General features: G+C 40.7%; 18 protein-coding genes, 1 rRNA gene, 1 pseudogene and 1 other annotated feature. All 20 genes and pseudogenes read left to right on the forward strand.

Annotation, left to right across the window (positions count from 1 at the left end; translation table 11 throughout):
* Nucleotides 1–26: 26 nt before the first annotated feature.
* The 20 genes and pseudogenes from rrf (at nucleotide 27) to rplK (ending at nucleotide 19,514) form a co-directional block, all read left to right on the forward strand.
* Nucleotides 27–142 (forward strand): 5S ribosomal RNA (gene rrf / locus KFZ58_RS00655).
* 280 nt (nucleotides 143–422) lie between these two features.
* Entirely contained in the window at nucleotides 423–1,076 is a 654-nt protein-coding gene (locus KFZ58_RS00660; protein ID WP_370642483.1) for an MgtC/SapB family protein, read from the forward strand.
* Nucleotides 1,077–1,263: 187 nt separating this feature from the next.
* Complete coding sequence (locus KFZ58_RS00665; protein WP_235792971.1) at nucleotides 1,264–1,731, forward strand: CtsR family transcriptional regulator; 468 nt, start codon at nucleotides 1,264–1,266, stop codon at nucleotides 1,729–1,731.
* 12 nt (nucleotides 1,732–1,743) lie between these two features.
* A complete protein-coding gene (gene mcsA, locus KFZ58_RS00670; protein WP_235792972.1) occupies nucleotides 1,744–2,292 on the forward strand; it encodes a protein-arginine kinase activator protein McsA in 549 nt (182 codons plus the stop codon).
* Nucleotides 2,289–3,353, forward strand: a complete 1,065-nt coding sequence (gene mcsB, locus KFZ58_RS00675) for a protein-arginine kinase McsB (RefSeq protein WP_235792973.1) — start codon at nucleotides 2,289–2,291, stop codon at nucleotides 3,351–3,353. The genes mcsA and mcsB overlap by 4 nt, the downstream gene beginning before the upstream one ends.
* 17 nt (nucleotides 3,354–3,370) lie before the next feature.
* On the forward strand, nucleotides 3,371–5,803 hold the full coding sequence (gene clpC, locus KFZ58_RS00680; RefSeq protein ID WP_235792974.1) for an ATP-dependent protease ATP-binding subunit ClpC: 2,433 nt from the start codon (nucleotides 3,371–3,373) through the stop codon (nucleotides 5,801–5,803).
* Nucleotides 5,804–6,342: 539 nt separating this feature from the next.
* On the forward strand, nucleotides 6,343–7,455 hold the full coding sequence (locus KFZ58_RS00685; protein ID WP_235792975.1) for an IS110 family RNA-guided transposase: 1,113 nt from the start codon (nucleotides 6,343–6,345) through the stop codon (nucleotides 7,453–7,455).
* 790 nt (nucleotides 7,456–8,245) lie between these two features.
* Nucleotides 8,246–9,619: a DNA repair protein RadA gene (gene radA, locus KFZ58_RS00690; RefSeq protein ID WP_235792976.1), complete on the forward strand. Its 1,374-nt coding sequence runs from the start codon at nucleotides 8,246–8,248 to the stop codon at nucleotides 9,617–9,619.
* Nucleotides 9,620–9,791: 172 nt separating this feature from the next.
* The gene (locus KFZ58_RS00695) at nucleotides 9,792–10,892 is read left to right on the forward strand and encodes a PIN/TRAM domain-containing protein (RefSeq protein WP_235792977.1); all 1,101 of its coding nucleotides are present in this window, start codon (nucleotides 9,792–9,794) and stop codon (nucleotides 10,890–10,892) included.
* Nucleotides 10,893–11,012: 120 nt separating this feature from the next.
* A complete protein-coding gene (gltX, locus tag KFZ58_RS00700; protein WP_235792978.1) occupies nucleotides 11,013–12,482 on the forward strand; it encodes a glutamate--tRNA ligase in 1,470 nt (489 codons plus the stop codon).
* Nucleotides 12,483–12,529: 47 nt separating this feature from the next.
* Nucleotides 12,530–12,758, forward strand: a binding site (T-box leader).
* Between the two features lie 55 nt (nucleotides 12,759–12,813).
* Nucleotides 12,814–13,481: pseudogene (gene cysE, locus KFZ58_RS00705) on the forward strand (serine O-acetyltransferase).
* The gene (cysS, locus tag KFZ58_RS00710) at nucleotides 13,462–14,865 is read left to right on the forward strand and encodes a cysteine--tRNA ligase (RefSeq protein ID WP_235792979.1); all 1,404 of its coding nucleotides are present in this window, start codon (nucleotides 13,462–13,464) and stop codon (nucleotides 14,863–14,865) included. The pseudogene cysE and the gene cysS overlap by 20 nt, the downstream one beginning before the upstream one ends.
* Nucleotides 14,865–15,266: a Mini-ribonuclease 3 gene (locus KFZ58_RS00715; RefSeq protein ID WP_304956807.1), complete on the forward strand. Its 402-nt coding sequence runs from the start codon at nucleotides 14,865–14,867 to the stop codon at nucleotides 15,264–15,266. The genes cysS and KFZ58_RS00715 overlap by 1 nt, the downstream gene beginning before the upstream one ends.
* Nucleotide 15,267: 1 nt before the next feature.
* Nucleotides 15,268–16,017, forward strand: coding sequence for a 23S rRNA (guanosine(2251)-2'-O)-methyltransferase RlmB (gene rlmB, locus KFZ58_RS00720; protein ID WP_235792981.1), 750 nt, complete (start codon nucleotides 15,268–15,270; stop codon nucleotides 16,015–16,017).
* Nucleotides 16,014–16,523: an NYN domain-containing protein gene (locus KFZ58_RS00725; protein WP_235792982.1), complete on the forward strand. Its 510-nt coding sequence runs from the start codon at nucleotides 16,014–16,016 to the stop codon at nucleotides 16,521–16,523. Before rlmB ends, KFZ58_RS00725 begins: the two co-directional genes overlap by 4 nt.
* 117 nt (nucleotides 16,524–16,640) lie before the next feature.
* The gene (gene sigH / locus KFZ58_RS00730; RefSeq protein ID WP_235792983.1) at nucleotides 16,641–17,306 is read left to right on the forward strand and encodes an RNA polymerase sporulation sigma factor SigH; all 666 of its coding nucleotides are present in this window, start codon (nucleotides 16,641–16,643) and stop codon (nucleotides 17,304–17,306) included.
* A 48-nt stretch (nucleotides 17,307–17,354) separates the two neighbouring features.
* On the forward strand, nucleotides 17,355–17,501 hold the full coding sequence (gene rpmG, locus KFZ58_RS00735) for a 50S ribosomal protein L33 (RefSeq protein WP_235792984.1): 147 nt from the start codon (nucleotides 17,355–17,357) through the stop codon (nucleotides 17,499–17,501).
* Nucleotides 17,502–17,544: 43 nt separating this feature from the next.
* Complete coding sequence (gene secE / locus KFZ58_RS00740; RefSeq protein ID WP_235792985.1) at nucleotides 17,545–17,718, forward strand: preprotein translocase subunit SecE; 174 nt, start codon at nucleotides 17,545–17,547, stop codon at nucleotides 17,716–17,718.
* Between the two features lie 163 nt (nucleotides 17,719–17,881).
* Nucleotides 17,882–18,418: a transcription termination/antitermination protein NusG gene (gene nusG, locus KFZ58_RS00745; protein ID WP_235792986.1), complete on the forward strand. Its 537-nt coding sequence runs from the start codon at nucleotides 17,882–17,884 to the stop codon at nucleotides 18,416–18,418.
* A 670-nt stretch (nucleotides 18,419–19,088) separates the two neighbouring features.
* The gene (rplK, locus tag KFZ58_RS00750) at nucleotides 19,089–19,514 is read left to right on the forward strand and encodes a 50S ribosomal protein L11 (RefSeq protein WP_235792987.1); all 426 of its coding nucleotides are present in this window, start codon (nucleotides 19,089–19,091) and stop codon (nucleotides 19,512–19,514) included.
* The last annotated feature ends 124 nt before the right edge of the window (nucleotides 19,515–19,638 follow it).

Raw genomic sequence — 19,638 nt, forward strand, 5'->3', positions numbered from 1 at the left:
ACACAGAACGACCTAACACCGTTAGGTCTGGTAGTAATAGCGGAGAGGTCACACCTGTTCCCATGCCGAACACAGAAGTTAAGCTCTCCAGCGCCGATGGTAGTTGGGGCTTTGCCCCTGCAAGAGTAGGACGCCGCCAGGCAAATCAAAAGAGCTGGAATGCAGTTACTGCATTCCAGCTCTTTTCTGCATTTAAAGATTGTTATATTTTGTCGTATCGTTATTTTTATTTTTTAAATGTAAGCTTAAAGCCTTTTTCTACTGCTAAATTTTATATTAAATCATATATATAAATAGAGAATTCCAATTATCTTAACTATGTAACTTCGCAAATTTACTGTAATATATAATATATATATAGAATGGAGGGGCGGGAATTGGAAGCATTTATGGAACACGTATTTGATGATAACTTTACGCTCATGATGACTCGTGTGTTAATTGCACTGGTTTTATCAGGTATTATTGGCTTTGAACGTGAATTGAATAATCATTCTGCCGGTTTTCGCACACACATACTCGTTGGTGTTGGGGCTTGCTTAATGATGCTTTTATCTTTATTCGGTTTTGAGGCTTTTATAGAGGAATATGATAATGTCCGTTTTGACCCGGCGCGAATACCATCCTATGTTATTAGTGGGATTGGGTTTCTTGGTGCAGGGACAATTATCGTTTATGGTGGAACGATTCGTGGTCTGACTACTGCGGCTTCCATTTGGACAGTTGCGGGACTCGGCTTAGTTGTTGGTGCAGGAATGTACGGGGCTGCTTTGTTTACGACACTTATCATTCTGCTCAGCTTGGTTTTCCTGAATAACTTTGAAAAGTTGTTTACAAAAGGGCGTTCCTCTAATCTGATTGAAATTGTGGCATTACCTGATCTTCAAATTAATGAAATTGTTTCTGTTTTTGAAAAATTTAATTCGACGATCAAGAAAGTTGAAATTTCAAAGTCAGAACATGATGTAAGGAATATCTTTGTGAAGATTGAGCGAAAACCCGATGTAGAGCGTATAGCCTTGGTCGAAGAAATCTCTAAAATTGATTATGTAAAAAATATTTCCGAACTTAAATAGAGAACGACTCGAAGAACCTTACACATAAAATATGCTGTAGGGTTTTTTTCTTGTTTTGTTTTCCAAATTTTTGTCTACTCTATATATAGAACAATGTATTTGCATCTCACATATTTTAGGGTATAATAAACATATAGTCAAAGATAGTCAAAGTCAAAAGCTCATACGAGGAAGAGGAGGTGGGCTCATGAGTAATATTTCAGATGTGATTGAGCAATATTTAAAAAAGATATTACAAACAAGAGGGCAAAATGCAATCGAGATTAAACGTAGTGAAATTGCTAATCAGTTTCAGTGTGTCCCCTCTCAGATAAATTATGTAATAAAAACGCGTTTTACATTGGAAAAAGGGTATATAGTAGAAAGCAAACGTGGCGGTGGTGGCTATATTCGAATTATGCGGGTTATACACCAGGATAAATCTGAACTCATTGATGAAATAATAGGGATGATCAATCCTACAGTAACGCAGGCAGCTTCCATTGATGTGCTTGAGCGACTATTGGAGGAGGAATTAATTACCGAACGTGAGGCGAAAATTATTCTAAGTGGAATAGATAGAAATACGTTAGCATTTCAGCTGCCACTTCGGGATGAGGTTCGGGCTCGTGTGTTAACTGCCATGCTTTCAGAGTTAAAATACCTAAACAAGTAAGGGGGAAAAACGATGGAATGTCAGGAATGCCAGCATCGGCCGGCCACACTTCACTTTACGCAAGTCATAAATGGGAATAAAACCGAAGTTCATGTTTGCGAAGTGTGTGCGAAGGAAAAAGGCTATATGACGTATCCGGAGGAAGGGTATTCCCTTCATAATTTGCTAACAGGCCTATTCAATTTTGACTCGGCAATGATGGAAAATCAGCAAAGTAATTCGTATAAGCAAGTAAAGGAATTGAAATGTCCGCAATGCGGAATGTCACTTTCAACATTTAAAAAAGTAGGAAAGTTCGGCTGTGCCACGTGCTATGATACGTTTTCAGGAAGGCTTGATCCGATATTGCGCAGGGTACACTCAGGAAACACCAAGCATTATGGGAAAATTCCCAAACGCATGGGGGGCGACTTGCATACAAAGAAACAACTGGAAAGTTATAAAGCTGAATTGCAACAGTTGATTGAAGATGAAAATTTTGAAGAAGCTGCTCAAATAAGGGATAAGATTAAAGCATTGCAAGATCAGAGTAATAGCTCGAAAGCAGGTGATGATTCATGACCCTAAAGCAATTTATGAATGAGGCTATTAGCCCTTGGATGCGCGAAGAAGGTCCGGATAGTGATATTGTTTTAAGTAGTCGGATCCGTCTGGCAAGGAATTTCTCAGACGTTTCGTATCCTATTCTTGCAGACCAGGGGAAGCTGGAGGAAATTCGGGATTTTTTTAAAAAGGAATATGAGCATCAGTCTTTTCAGGATTATGAGGACTTTGCATTCATTTCGATTCCGGATTTAACAGCAGTTGAAAGACGGGTGTTAGTTGAGAAGCATTTAATCAGTCCACACTTATCAAAAAGCGATCAAGCTTCAGCGACGATTATTTCTAAAAATGAACAGGTATCTGTCATGATTAATGAGGAAGATCATATCAGGCTCCAATTGTATTTCCCGGGCCTTCAATTACCAAAGGCGTTGGAGAAGGCATTTGAGCTGGATGATTGGCTGGAAGAGAAAATTAACTATGCTTTTGATGAGACAAGAGGATATTTAACAAGTTGTCCAACCAATGTAGGTACAGGGATGCGGGCATCCGTTATGATGCATCTCCCTGCTCTTGCGATGACAAAACAAATCAATCGCATGACACCGGCAATTAATCAGCTTGGACTTGTTGTCAGGGGCATTTATGGTGAAGGCAGTGAAGCGCAAGGCAATATTTTTCAAATTTCGAATCAGATTACACTAGGCAAATCGGAAGCGGATATTATAGGGGATTTACAAAGTGTTGTGAAACAATTGATTGAACACGAAAGAAATGCACGGAATCGTATCATGGAGCAATCAGGCAAAAAGCTTGAAGATCGCATTTTCCGATCTTTCGGTGTGCTGGATTACAGCAGAATTATCGAATCAAAGGAAGCAGCGGTATGTTTATCAAACGTTCGACTGGGAATTGATTTAGGACTCATTAAAAATGTATCCCGAAATATACTTAATGAATTAATGATTTTGACACAGCCGGGATTCCTGCAACAATATGCAAGCGCGACGTTAACAGCTGATGAACGGGATGAATTAAGGGCATCACTGATTCGTGAACGCCTACAATTGGAGAAATAGACAGGAGGAAAATGTATATGATGTTTGGACGTTTTACAGAAAGAGCACAAAAGGTATTAGCCCTGTCACAAGAGGAAGCTGTGCGACTTGGGCATAATAATATTGGTACAGAGCACATTCTCTTGGGACTTGTTCGAGAGGGGGAAGGGATTGCTGCGAAGGCTCTTGAGTCTTTAAGCCTTGAAGTACCTAAGATTCAGGAAGAGGTTGAGAAGCTAATCGGTGTTGGAAAGAAGCCCATGCAATCGATCCATTATACGCCAAGAGCCAAAAAAGTAGTGGAGCTATCCCAGGATGAAGCAAGAAAGCTCGGCCACTCCTATGTAGGTACAGAGCATATCCTTCTAGGACTGATTCGTGAGGGCGAAGGAGTCGCTGCACGTGTATTAAATAATCTTGGCGTTAGTCTGAACAAGGCACGTCAGCAAGTACTTCAATTACTTGGAAGCAATGAATCACAGGGCGGGAGACAAGGACACCGCAATAACCAACAATCAAATGCAAATACGCCAACACTAGATTCGTTGGCAAGAGATTTAACGGTAATTGCAAAAGAAGGCAGTGTTGATCCCGTCATTGGCAGAAGCAAGGAAATTGAGCGTGTTATTCAAATATTAAGCCGCAGGACAAAGAATAACCCTGTATTGATAGGAGAGCCGGGTGTTGGTAAAACAGCTGTAGCAGAAGGGCTGGCACAACAGATTATCGATAATGAAGTTCCAGAGACATTAAGTGATAAACGTGTGATGACACTCGATATGGGTACAGTTGTAGCTGGTACGAAATATCGTGGGGAATTTGAGGATCGCTTGAAAAAAGTGATGGAAGAAATACGCCAGGCAGGTAATATCCTTCTATTTATTGATGAATTGCATACGTTAATTGGTGCGGGAGGCGCTGAAGGTGCGATTGATGCATCCAATATATTAAAACCATCCCTTGCCCGTGGTGACCTGCAATGTATTGGTGCAACGACACTTGATGAGTATCGTAAATATATTGAAAAAGATGCAGCACTCGAGCGCAGATTCCAGCCAATTCAAGTAGATGAACCGACACTTGAAGAAACCGTGAAAATATTAAAAGGTCTACGTGACAGATATGAGGCGCATCATCGTGTGACAATTACCGATGAGGCAATTGAAGCAGCAGCAAGCTTGTCTGACCGTTATATCACAGATCGTTTCCTACCTGACAAAGCCATTGATCTCATTGATGAAGCAGGTTCAAAAGTTCGATTGCATTCCTATACCGTTCCACCTGATTTGAAGGAATTGGAGCAAAAGCTGGAAGATGTACGTAAAGAAAAAGATGCATCTGTCCAAAGTCAGGAATTTGAAAAAGCTGCATCATTAAGGGATTCCGAGCAACGTTTGCGTGAGGAATTGGAAAAAACGAAAAAGGCATGGAAGGAAAAGCAGGGTCAAACAGACACAGAAGTAACGGTAGAAGACATTGCGAGTATTGTATCCATATGGACGGGAGTTCCAGTAGCAAGGCTGACAAAAGATGAAAGTGAACGCTTGTTAAACATGGAGGAGACGTTGCATAATCGTGTGATTGGTCAGGAAGAGGCTGTCGATGCAGTTTCTAAAGCTATTCGTAGAGCTCGTGCAGGCTTGAAAGATCCCAAACGTCCAATTGGCTCGTTTATTTTCCTTGGCCCAACAGGTGTTGGTAAAACAGAGCTTGCCCGTGCGTTGGCAGAGGCCATGTTCGAAGATGAGGAAGCGATGATTCGAATTGACATGTCGGAATACATGGAAAAACACTCCACGTCCCGTCTCGTTGGTTCCCCTCCTGGTTATGTAGGCTATGAGGAAGGCGGTCAGCTAACGGAAAAAGTTCGTACAAAGCCTTATTCTGTTGTTTTACTTGATGAAGTAGAAAAAGCACATCCGGAAGTATTTAATATTCTATTACAAGTACTGGAAGATGGTCGCTTAACAGATTCAAAAGGCCGAGTTGTCGATTTTCGAAATACGGTTCTTATTATGACTTCCAACGTTGGGGCCGATGAATTAAGACGTAATAAACATGTTGGATTTAATCTTGCGGAAGAAGGTCAAGATTATAAAGATATGAAATCTAAAGTAACCGAGGAAATGAAAAAGGCATTCCGTCCCGAGTTTTTAAACCGTATCGATGAAATGATTGTTTTCCACGCATTAGAAAGAAAGCATATGAAACGTATTGTTACACTAATGGTTGAACAATTAAAAGAACGCCTGTCCGAACAGGAGATTGACTTCTCATTGACCGATAAATCACTTGAAAAAATAGCAAACGAGGCTTATGATCCTGAATATGGGGCCAGACCCCTCAGAAGATCTATTCAGCAAAATATTGAGAACCTATTATCAGAGGAACTTCTCAAAGAGAACATTTCAAAAGGACAAAAAGTAAAAGTCGGTCTGAACAATAAAGGTGAATTTATTGTTCTCCCATAAGTGACCATTGCCTACTGCAACTGTAGAAAAGCTGGAAGAATAAACTCTTCTGGCTTTTTTACTAAGGCTTTTTCGTAAGTATTGCTGCTTTTATATTTTCAAAGTTGGTATAAAAGACGACGCAGTGAGAATTCTTTTGCAAACGCTGGTTGAGATTAGGGATTCGCTCCGGAAACACATTTCGCGCACCTTAGGGCGGCTGGTGAGCCTCCTCGTGCTAACACACTCCGGGGTCTCACCTAGGCCTGTCCTCCCGCAGGAGTCTCCATGTGTTTCCTACGCTGATATTCCGGTTACTGCCGCTAAATTGCATTAGTAATCAATATTCAAAATATCGAGCAACTCACCATTCGGGTGAGCGAAGGGTGGTGACTCCTGCGGAAATAGCACGTGTCCGAAGACCCCGCAGAGTGGTTTTCTCGAGTTATCATGAACGAAACTAGCTCCTTACTCGTAAATTCGTAGGTTAATCTGGTTAGAATGACTACTAGAAAGACAAAAACCAAATCAGAGCTACATTACGGAAGGAGCTAGTTATTATGAAGGATACCATTAAATACGTTGGATTAGACGTACACAAAGAAAAAATTTCAGTTGCTATTGCAGAGGAAGGCCGAGAAAAACCAAGATATTGGGGAATGGTCCCTCACAAGTATGAAAACGTTAGAAGGTTAGTAAAGAAATTAGGGGATCCTAAATTACTTCGAATATGTTATGAAGCGGGGCCAACAGGCTACAAACTGCACAGATTCTTTCTTAGTCTCGGAATTGAATGTGATGTAATTGCTCCATCTCTCATTCCCCAAAAGCCTGGTGAGAGAATCAAAACGGACAAAAGAGATGCTGTTAGACTCGCTCAACTTTTTCGTGCTGGTGAATTAACATCTATTTATGTACCAACCGAGGACGATGAAGCCCTTCGTGACTTAGTTCGGGCAAGGGAAGATGCGAAAGAAGATGAATTAAGAGCGAAACATCGGTTAACCAAATTTCTGTTACGATATAATATCTATCCTCCAGAAGGAGTAAGAAAGTGGACCTATAAGTATAGGGAATGGTTAAGTACTTTGAAATTCGAACGGTCTTCATCAAGCATTGTCTTTCAGGAATATTTTCATCAATTACAGGAGATTGAACAGCGAGTAAAAAGGTATGAAGAAGAGATAAAATTACAAGCAACTGAAGGTGTACATGCCCAAAAAATTCAGGCACTACAGTCTTTGAGAGGGGTGGCTCTAATTACGGCTACAAGCCTTGTAGCTGAGATTGGATCATTCAAAAGATTTACTACCCCTAAACACTTTATGGCTTATGTTGGATTAATTCCAAGTGAGGATTCAAGTGGTGACAGAAGAAATCAAGGGAATGTTACAAAAACAGGAAATCGACATGTACGTCGTCTATTAGTAGAATCAGCTTGGAGTTATCGTTATCAACCTGCCGTGAAAGGAAAGCTGAAGAAAAGACAAGAAGGTCAGAGTGCCAGTGTTCAAGCAATATCCTGGAAAGCACAAAACCGGTTACACAAAAAATATTATCGATTATTATCCAGAGGAAAGGAAAGTGGTAAAGCGATTACGGCAGTGGCAAGGGAATTAGCAGGTTTTATATGGGCGGTTACGCAAGAAATTGAGGATGTTCCAACAGTCTAATGTCTAATAAATGATGGAAGCAAGCATACAAATTTTATTAATAAAAATAGAAGAATGAGAATAGGGCTCGAAGGCAAAGAGAAAAACCGGAAAGGAAAACCCACGCGCCTCCTCTGTGCCATTTCTGTATAGAATAACGCACGTCTCGAGTTAGTGGAAAAGTCCTTTATACGGAAAGATAAAATGTGAAAACCCACGAATATCAGAATGCTAACCGCAGTAGAGATTTTTGCCTTCGTGCCGTGTTCTTATCCCATCTATATCCAAAAATGATGAAGGAGGTAAGATTATTTCTTCTTTAGCTTAAAAGAGTGTCTCACCTCTTCGAATGGTTGTAAAGGAGAGCACTTGACAACCATTCGAAGAGGTGAGAAGTGCTCAGTAAGCTAAAGAAGAAGCCACTCTAGCCAGTAGGCTACACATTTAACCAAGAAAGTAAAGAAGCCAAAAATCGCTTCTCTTCTTAGAGTTGTCAAAAATAGTTCAAAACCTGGCGCAGAGTGGGGGCCTTGACAGTTTCGTTCATATCAGGAGGCTGAGGCCGTGCCCGCGGAAAGCATCCGCCCTTCGCTGACCCGAACGGCCATTATAGCAATTACTTATAGCAAACAGTAATTACGTCGTCTTTTTAATCTTTTATCCCAAAAGCAACAACCTTTTAGAAAGCAGCTTTTACTAAAGAACCTTCCTAATTGTGGCATGACTATGGAAATGTTTAGCCAAATTGATAGACGTCTGTAACCTGCCAGATGCAAAAGTATTATATAATAAAGAGAGGGGATGAGGAGCATTGGCAAAACGGAAAACGAAATTTGTATGTCAGGAATGTGGTTATGAATCAGCGAAATGGATGGGCAAATGTCCAGGGTGCAACAACTGGAATACATTAGTTGAGGAAATCGAAGCATCGCGTGCTACTGTTCAGCATACAGTAAGTGGGGGCGTAAAAACTGCTAGCAAGCCTGAAAAAATTACCGCCATACAGTCACAGAAAGAACCGCGGATAACCACTTCGATGATGGAATTAAATCGTGTGCTTGGTGGAGGAGTCGTTCCTGGATCTCTTGTCCTCGTCGGTGGCGACCCGGGGATCGGGAAATCAACATTGCTACTGCAAATATCCTCGCAACTCGCGGATAAACAGCTCCCGGTACTCTATATATCAGGAGAGGAATCAACTCGCCAAACCAAGCTACGCGCCGATCGCTTAGGCGTTACATCAGATTTACTGTATGTTTTATCTGAAACAAACTTATTTGATATCACCAAACATATTAACGAAATTCAGCCATCTTTTGTGGTTATTGACTCCATTCAAACCATTTTTCGCGAAGAAGTCAGCAGTGCTCCGGGGAGTGTATCTCAAGTTCGTGAGTCTACAAGTGAATTAATGAAAATAGCAAAATCGAGTGGCATTCCGATATTTATTGTTGGCCATGTAACGAAAGAGGGAGCTATTGCCGGACCCAGAATGCTGGAACATATGGTGGACGCTGTACTTTATTTTGAAGGTGAAAGACATCATATGTATCGCATTTTACGTGGTGTTAAGAATCGCTTTGGCAGCACAAATGAAATGGGTATATTCGAAATGAAGGAAGAAGGCTTAAAGGAAGTCATGAATCCTTCCGAGATATTTCTAGAGGAGCGTTCGCAAGGGGCTGCAGGTTCTACTGTTGTTGCCTCGATGGAGGGGACGAGACCGGTACTTGTGGAAATACAAGCTCTAATTTCGCCTTCAAGTTTTGGGAATCCGCGCAGGATGGCGACAGGGGTTGATAGTAGCAGGGTCCCGTTATTAATGGCGGTACTTGAAAAACGTGTTGGCTTAATGCTACAGAACCAAGATGCATATATTAAAGTAGCTGGGGGTGTGAAACTTGATGAGCCGGCTATTGATCTGGCAATCGCTGTAAGTATTGCTTCGAGCTTCCGTGATCAATCCACACTTCCGGAAGATATTTTTATTGGGGAAGTAGGTTTAACAGGTGAGATACGTCGCGTTTCCCGGATCGAACAACGCGTGCAGGAAGCGGCTAAGCTTGGGTTTAAGCGCGTTATCTGTCCGAAGAAGAATTTAGATGGCTGGACGGTCCCCGAAAATATTCAAGTTGTCGGTGTGAATACCGTTCAGGAGGCGCTGGATACCGGTCTGGCAAGATAGGCATTAGAAAATATTGCTATTGTTATTTCACTGTGATAAAATATATTGTTTATCAAATTGATAGTATGGGCTAGTTATGCTATTATTTAGTTGATATCATAGGGTTTTCTTTATTGTTTTAGGATTATTTTAATTTAAAGAAGGTAATAATAAAGTTAGGAGGTGAACAGTGGTGCTAAAATATATAGTTTATTTATTCTTTATTGTTTTAGGTGGTACCATTGGGTATTTATATATACCATATATTATTAATTTATTGGATTTTACAGAAGCAAGTTGGGTCGCATCACCATATCTGGGCATGATAATCGGTGCAATTATTTTCTTTCTTATTTCATATGTTCTGGCAGACTATGTTGCAAAATCGCTAAAATGGGTCGAGGACGCACTCATCAAACTGCCGGCGGTAGATTTGTTTTTTGGTAGTTTAGGATTGATTCTGGGATTAGTTATTGCTTACTTTATCAATATGCCATTGCAGGACATAAACATTGATATTGTTTCACAGGTATTGCCGCTATTTATTACCATTTTACTAGGTTACTTTGGATTTCAGGTTGGATTCAGACGCAGAGAGGAATTCGTCAATTTATTAAATATTAATAAAAAAGAACGTGATAAAAGTGATAAGCGAAGATCTGTTGACACACCGGAAACCAATCAGCCAAAAGCAAAAATCCTGGATACAAGTGTTATTATCGATGGACGGATTGCTGACATTTGTCAAACGAACTTCCTGGAAGGAACGATTGTCATTCCACAGTTTGTTCTTGGGGAATTGCAGCACATCGCAGATTCCTCTGATGCCTTGAAACGTAACAGAGGACGTCGGGGATTAGATGTGCTGAATCGTATTCAAAAGGACTTACCTGTAAAAGTGGAAATTTATGAAGGCGATTTTGATGAAATTCAAGAAGTTGACAGCAAATTGATTAAGTTAGCAAAGGTTATTGGCGGAATTGTAGTGACGAATGATTTTAATCTAAATAAAGTATGTGACCTGCAAAGTGTCCCCGTCTTAAATATTAATGATCTGGCAAATGCAGTTAAACCTGTCGTATTACCTGGTGAAGAACTGGAAGTACATGTGATCAAGGACGGGAAAGAACATAATCAAGGTGTTGCCTATTTGGATGATGGAACGATGATTGTGGTAGAAGAAGGAAGAAATTATATCGGTAAAAAAATTGAGGTATTAATTACGAGTGTCTTGCAAACTTCTGCAGGAAGAATGATTTTTGCAAAACCAAAATTACTTGAAAAAGCGCAATAAAAAGGGTATAACTTATTATGGTACAGTAAAAAGTGATAACTTCGATGTTATCACTTTTTGTTACAGTTCATATAGTCGTGAATTTTTATATAAAACCGAAATAACGAAAGGGGCAACACCATGACAGATAAAGTTCGTGTACGTTACGCGCCAAGTCCAACAGGTAATTTGCATATCGGGAATGCGCGTACGGCATTATTTAATTATTTATTTGCTAAACATTTCGATGGGAAATTTATTATTCGTGTGGAGGATACAGATGACAAAAGGAATGTCGCTGGTGGAGAAGAAAGCCAGCTTAAATATTTAAATTGGCTCGGTATCCACTGGGATGAGGGTGCTGATGTTGGCGGGGATTATGGTCCATACCGTCAAACAGAGCGGCTTGATTTATATAATAAATATGTAGAAGAATTGTTTGAAAAGGGTCTAGCTTATAAATGTTATATGACAGAAGAAGAACTTGAGGCAGAACGGGAGGAACAGCGCAGGGAAGGACAAGTTCCGAAATACTCCGGGGCACATCGTGACTTAACAGATGAGCAAATTGCAGCGTTTGAAGCAGAAGGTCGTAAGCCTAGTATCCGTATGCGCGTTCCTGCAAATCAGACCTATACATTTAAAGATATTGTCCGCGGGAATATCACGTTTGAATCCAGTGATTTTGGTGACTGGGTAATTGTGAAGAAAAATGGTATTCCAACCTATAATTTTGCAGTTGCTATTGATGATCATTTGATGGAGATTTCGCACGTACTCCGTGGGGAGGAGCATATTTCGAACACACCGAAACAAATGATGGTCTACGATGCATTTGGCTGGGAGCCTCCGAAGTTTGGCCATATGACATTAATTTTAAATGAAGAGCGCAAGAAATTAAGTAAACGTGATGAGCATATCCTGCAATTTATTGAGCAATACCGTAATTTGGGATATTTGCCGGAAACATTATTCAACTTTATTACATTGCTCGGCTGGTCTCCGGTCGGTGAGGAAGAAATTTTTGATAAAGAAACATTGATTAACATTTTCGACCCTGAGCGTCTGTCCACGTCTGCTGCTATTTTTGATCGTCAAAAGTTAAATTGGATGAACAATGAATATATTAAGGCATCTGAATTAGAAACGGTGATTGATTTAGCAATGCCGCACCTGATTGATGCGGGAAGACTTCCTAAGGATATGGATGTTGAAACAAGAACCTGGGCAGAAAAAGTGATCGCTTTATATAGAGAACAATTACGCTATGGTGCGGAGATTGTGGAGTTAACGGAGCTATTTTTCAATGAGGATATTACCTTTGATGAAGGCTCCATGGATGTCCTCAAGCAGGAACAGGTGCCAGAAGTACTGCAGGTTTTCACAGATAAACTCATCCATTTGGACGAGTTTACCAAAGACTCCATTAAGCAAAACATTAAAGCAACGCAGAAAGAGACAGGCCACCGTGGCAAAAAGTTATTTATGCCGATTCGTGTAGCTACAACCGGGCAAACCCACGGACCGGAGCTGCCAATGGCTATTGAGCTTTTAGGGAAAGACGTTATTCTGGCAAGACTTGATAAAGTATTAAAACAAATTGGAGCTTAATTTATTCACATTACATCAAATTTGTAATATAGTAGTAAGTAACCAAATAGTGAACGTTGACGAGGAAAAGTAGAAAATGAAGGTCTTATCCAGAGAGAATCACCACCCGGCTGCGAGTGATTTTAAGGCATCATTTTTGAAGTGCCCCTCCTGAGTCTGTTATGGAACTTTTGCCTTTAGTACATAATGGCGGAACTCTACCGTTATAAGAGCATAAGTTGGGAGAAATAATCTTCTCCAAACAGAGTGGAACCACGCTTGATGAGCGTCTCTGTGTATTTGAATACACAGAGACGCTTTTTTGATTCTCTATTAAGGGAGGCTTAACGTAATGGGATTTTTCAGGACGATGAAAGAGGATATGCATGTTGTATTTGAACAGGATCCGGCAGCCCGAACATATATGGAGGTAATTTTGACGTATTCCGGTTTGCATGCAGTATGGTCACATCGGATTGCCCACGCTTTTTATAATAAACGTTTATTTTTTATTGCACGTGTTATTTCACAAGTGAGTCGCTTTATAACAGGCATTGAGATCCATCCAGGAGCAAAAATAGGAAGGCGTCTATTTATTGATCATGGGATGGGTGTTGTTATTGGAGAAACATGCGAAATCGGGGATAATGTCACTCTTTTCCAAGGCGTAACCTTGGGGGCACGGGCAAGGAAAAGGGAAAACGCCACCCGACTGTGAAAGACAATGCTCTCATTTCTACCGGTGCCAAAGTACTTGGGTCGTTAACGATTGGGGAAAGCTCCAAAATAGGCGGTGGTGCTGTTGTGGTCAAGGATGTACCTGACCACTCCACTGTGGTCGGTGTACCGGGAAGAGTCGTTGTCCAAAACGGGGAAAAGGTACGAACAGATCTGGATCATCATAAACTGCCGGATCCTGTCGCGGATAGATGTGCCGAATTACAAGCAGAAGTGGATGAACTAAAAAAGGAATTAGCTATGTTGAAAGAAGGAGATCGCCATGCCGATAAAAGTTTATAATACATTAACACGCCAAAAAGAAGATTTTCAGACCTTGGAAGAAGGTAAAGTGAGCATGTATGTTTGTGGACCAACTGTATATAACTATATTCATATTGGAAACGCCCGTCCTGCCATTGTTTTTGATGCTGTACGCAGGTACTTGGAATATAAGGGATATACGGTTGATTACGTATTAAATTTCACTGATGTCGATGATAAGATTATTAAAAAGGCGAATGAGCTAGACGAAGAGGTTACGGATGTTGCCAATAAATTCATTGATGCATATCTGGAGGATGTCGGTGCATTAGGTGTGAAAAAGGCAACCTACAATCCGAGGGTAATGGAAGCAATGGATGATATTATCCGCTTTATTGCTGGCTTGATTGACAAAGACTATGCTTATGCGGTGGATGGGGATGTATATTTTAAACCACGGTCTTTTGATGATTACGGAAAACTCTCGCATCAATCCATTGACGAGTTGCGTTCAGGGGCAAGGATTCAAGTTGGCGAAAAGAAAGAAGATCCGCTTGATTTTGCCCTATGGAAGAGTGCGAAGGAAGGCGAAATTGCTTGGGATTCACCGTGGGGTGGCGGTAGACCAGGATGGCATATTGAATGCTCGGCAATGGCCAAGAAATATTTAGGTGAAACCATCGATATCCATGCTGGTGGTCAGGACTTGACCTTCCCTCATCACGAAAATGAAATTGCACAATCAGAAGCAATGAATGGTGAAACATTTGCAAATTACTGGATGCATAATGGGTATATTAATATTGAGAATGAAAAAATGTCCAAATCACTGGGGAATTTTGTGTTAACGAGAGATATTATAAAAGAACATGACCCGCGTGTTGTTCGTTTTTTTATGTTGACCGTTCATTACCGTAATCCGATTAATTTTACGAATGAATTATTAAACGCTGCTAAAAATAGCCTTGATCGCATTGAAACCTCCTACTTTAATTTAGAGCACCGAAAGCAAGCAAGTATGAATTTAGTAGACGATAAAGAAGAATGGCTGGGCAAAGTGGATCAGCTCAAACAGCGGTTTGAAGCGGAAATGGATGATGATTTTAACACAGCAAATGCCATCTCGGTTTTATTTGACCTAACGAAAGAAGCGAATGTTTACTTACAATCCGAGCAAACATCAACAAAGGTTATCGAAGCATTTCAAGATGCAATCGCTTCTATACTGGATGTACTTGGAATTACTTTACAAGGAGAAACTAAACTTCTTGACGAAGAAATAGATGCATTAATAGAGGAGAGAACGGAAGCCAGGAAAAACCGAGATTTTGCCCGTGCGGATGACATCAGAGATATGCTGAAGGAAAAAAATATTATTCTGGAAGATACAAACCAGGGTGTTCGTTGGAAAAGAGGCGAATGATGGAGCCTCGTGATGTAAAACAGATGAAAAGTTTAGCCCTGGCATATATGGGTGATGCCGTTTATGAAGTGTATGTAAGGGAACATTTAATCGATGCAGGCCAGGTGAAGCCAAATCATCTTCATCAAGAAGCGGTGACGTTTGTCTCAGGTAAGGCTCAAGCAGATATTATTTTGCATTGGCTTGAGGAAGGGATTCTCACAGGAGATGAGGAGCGGATTGCCCGGCGTGGGCGAAATGCAAAATCCGGCTCCATCCCTAAGAACACGAGTGTACAAGCCTATCGGTACAGTACAGCATTCGAAGCGTTGATAGGCTATCACCATTTAGCTGGTAATCAGGATCGTTTAACCGAATTATTACAAAAAGCGATTCACTTTATCGAAGGGAGGAAGACGTAACATGGATCAGGAAATGATCACAGGAAAGAACCCGGTTATTGAAGCATTAAAATCCGGAAGATCTGTCAATAAAGTATTTATTTCCGAGCAGTTAAATGCAAATGTGCAAGGCAAATTGATCAGCCTCGGAAAATCAGCCGGAACCATTGTGCAAAAAGTACCGAAGAAAAGATTGGATCAGTTAAGTGCCGGGAATCATCAAGGAGTTATCGCATACGTGGCGTCCTATCAATACGCAACGCTTGATGATTTGTTCGATCGGGCTGCGGCGCGAAATGAGGATCCATTTTTTATTATTTTGGACGAGCTAGAGGATCCGCATAATTTAGGATCCATCTTACGTACAGCTGATGCAACAGGCCTGCATGGTGTTATTATACCGAAAAGACGCTCGGTAGGCTTAACAGCAACAGTTGCCAAAACGGCTGCGGGTGCTATGGAACATATTCCTGTTGTCAGAGTGACTAATATCGCCAACACCATCGAGGAATTAAAGGAAAAAAATGTGTGGGTCGTCGGTACAGATGCAAACGCAACAGAAGATTATCGTGTATTAGATGGTACCATTCCTATTGCACTTGTCATAGGAAATGAAGGGAAAGGGATGAGCCGATTAACAAAGGAAAAATGTGATTGGACCGTAAGCCTCCCATTAAAGGGGCATGTCTCCTCATTAAATGCTTCTGTCGCATGCAGCCTTTTGTTATATGAGGTATATCGCAGGCGACATCCCATTGGTGATGGCGGATGATTGTACTTGTTGTCGATGGATATAATATTATAGGGGCATGGGATGAATTACAACGCCTGAAAGAGATTGACATGGCGCAGGCCCGCGATCGATTAATAGAGTGGATGGCTGAATACCAGGCATATTCCGGACATCGTGTCATTATTGTGTTTGATGCCTATTATGTCAAGGGGTTGGCCAGTAAACTCGAGGCATTTAAAGTAGAGATTATTTATACCAAAGAAAAGGAAACGGCAGATGAATGTATCGAGAAGCTTGTAACGAAACTGAAAAATGTTCAGAACCAAGTATATGTAGCAACATCTGACTATGCGGAGCAAAGTACTATTTTCTCAAGAGGCGCATTAAGAAAACCAGCCAGAGAGCTCTATATTGAATTAAAAAATATGGAGAGAGAGATAAAAGAAAATATCCAGAACCATAAGAAAATCCAGCCACAATCAAAGATAGCACTTGATGAAGATGTTTTAGAAAAATTCGAAAAGTGGCGCCGCGGGGATATATAAGCATGAAAATACCTCTAAATTGCCTATTCTCCTCGGTTTTGCCTATTGACTCTATTTAAGCGCTTACTGTATAATAACGTTTAAAGTGACTGCAATATAGTCAGGGGGTCATTCCTGGTGAATGTCAAGCAACTAGAGGTAGACCATAAATTAAGCTTGCTTGATGATGATGGGGTATTACAGCTGATTCATCAAGGAAATAGTCATGCGCTCGACTTTTTAATACATAAATATAGAAACTTTGTGTGGGCAAAAGCGCATACCTATTTTATTATTGGTGCTGATAAAGAGGACATCACGCAAGAAGGCATGATTGGCCTCTATAAGGCGATAAGGGATTATGATGGGGACAAGCTGTCTTCATTTAAAGCTTTTGCCGAGCTATGTGTAACACGGCAAATTATCACTGCTATTAAGACAGCAACAAGACAGAAACACATCCCGCTTAATTCCTATGTGTCATTGGATAAGCCGATTTATGATGAAGAATCGGATCGGACGTTGATGGATGTAATTGCTGAGTCAGGGGCGCTCGACCCACAGGAATTAGTTATAAACAGGGAAAAATTAGGCGATATGGAACTTAAATTATCCGAATTATTGAGCGAATTTGAAAGGGATGTTCTGCACCTATATTTAGATGGACAATCTTATCAGGAGATTTCTATTACATTAAAACGTCATGTGAAGTCTGTTGATAATGCCTTGCAACGTGTGAAGCGGAAATTGGAACAATTAATTGAAAGTGGTGGAATCAAACATGGCGTTGACACTTCGACGTAACCATGCTACATTAATATGAGGAAAATACCCTTTAATGGGGTGAAAACAATGAATAAAATAACATTAGCGTGTGCTATTTGTTCAAGCAGAAATTATACAACGAATAAAAATGTATCCACACAACCTGCACGCTTGGAAGTAAATAAGTACTGCAAAACATGCAGGAAGCATACATTGCACCGCGAGACAAAATAAAAGTGCGCATTTTTCTCAGGGAGTTTAGGGGGTACAAGCTCGCATGATTAAGTTTTTAAAGAACGTCACCAGAGAGATGAAAAAAGTTTCCTGGCCAAAAAGTCGTGAATTGACAAGCTATACCATAACGGTAATATTAACAGTTAGTTTCGTTGCTGTCTTTTTTGCTGTCATTGATTTTGGAATTTCACAAGTTTTAAATAGTTTTTTTGAATAATAATAGGTAATGTATGCTATAATGAAAATAATTAATATTTTAACTAAAAACCCGGGCTAGCGGGTTTTTTAAGTTGTCTAAAAAAGGTGTTAAAACATAACATGAACATATACATGACTTAAAACTAAAGGGAGGGAAGGACAAAATACATTGTCCTGTTCAAATGGAGAAAAATTGGTATGTCATTCATACGTATTCCGGGTATGAAAATAAAGTAAGAATGAATTTGGAAAAAAGGGTTGAATCGATGGGGATGGAAGATAAGATATTCCGCGTACTCGTTCCTGAAGATGAAGAAACCGAGATTAAGGATGGCAAAAAGAAGACTGTCAAAAAGAAATTCTTCCCTGGTTATGTCCTGACTGAAATGATCATGACAGATGACTCCTGGTATGTTGTGCGCAACACCCCGGGTGTAACAGGATTCATCGGTTCCAGTGGAGGTGGTGCAAAGCCAACCCCGATCCTGCCTGATGAAGTAGAATCCGTATTAAAACGCATGGGTGTGGATGAATCGCCTGTGCAGGTTGATTTCGAATTAAAAGAAAATGTCCAAGTAACAGATGGCCCATTTACGGACTTTGCCGGCACGATCGAGCATATTGATACCGACAAGCAAAAAGTTAAAGTCCACGTGAACATGTTTGGCAGAGAAACGCCTGTTGAACTGGACTTTTCACAAATTGAGAAAATGACTTAGAGTTGTTTTAAAAGGCTGCTTTCTAAAAGGTTGAGACTGCACTAAAGGTTCGTCCCACCGAAAACATTTGTTTTTTTGACATAAAAGATATAGAAGACAACCCAGTGACTACTAGTGACAATTCTTTTGCAAACACTGGTTGAGAACAGGGGGTTCGCTACGGAAATACATTTCGCGCACCTTAGGGCTGCTGGTGAGCCTCCTCGTGCTCGTCGTGTTGCAAGTGATTTCGAGAAGTAGCACTCCTCGCAAAAAAGATTGCTATTGCACTTCGGGGTCTCACCTATGCCTTTCCTCCCGCCGGAGTCTCCGTGTATTTCCTCCGCTAACAGTGGCTTACTATAATATTATTTGTGTAATAAAACGAAACAGATTCGTTGCTATCACTAGTCAGAGTGAGCGGAGGGCAGTCGAATCCTGCGAGAACAAATGTCTTCGGTGGGATGAGCGTTGCACATTACGTCGTATTTTATATCAACTCTGAATCTTTAAAACCAACAATGATTGCGAAAGAGTCTTTAAAAATGCCAACAAAATACTTGCATTATTTCATAAAGCATGCTAAAATTCTTTTGTTATTCATGCTTTTTGAATAGCGAGGTAAATATGAGTGGGAGGATCCTTCTTGGATACCTATTACCACATCACGGACTTTAAGGAGGTGTGTCTCGTGGCTAAAAAAGTAATCAAGTTAGTGAAATTGCAGATCCCTGCCGGAAAAGCAAACCCAGCACCACCAGTAGGACCGGCATTAGGTCAAGCGGGTGTTAATATCATGGGATTCTGTAAAGAATTTAATGCACGTACACAAGATCAGGCAGGTACGGTTATTCCTGTTGAAATTACGGTTTTTGAAGACCGTTCATTTACATTTGTTACAAAAACTCCACCTGCTGCTGTCTTGTTGAAGCAGGAAGCTGGTATTGATACCGCATCAGGAGAGCCTAACCGTAATAAAGTAGGTTCTGTAAAACGTGATAAAGTAAGAGAAATCGCAGAAACGAAGATGGAAGACTTAAACGCTGCTGATGTAGAAGCGGCAATGCGTATGGTTGAAGGAACTGCCCGCAGTATGGGTATCACAGTTGAAGACTAATCTAATTCAATTTTAATACGGTGCAGGCTGTGATCTTCAGATGCCTGTTCGCAGCCTTTACGTTAATGCGGCGGTTTTGCTATGAGCGAAGGTGTGGCATGCGTTATAAGAGCTTTTGTGCTCT

Origin of the sequence: Virgibacillus sp. NKC19-16, from assembly GCF_021560035.1 — a bacterium.
GTDB lineage: Bacteria > Bacillota > Bacilli > Bacillales > Amphibacillaceae > Virgibacillus_L > Virgibacillus_L salidurans.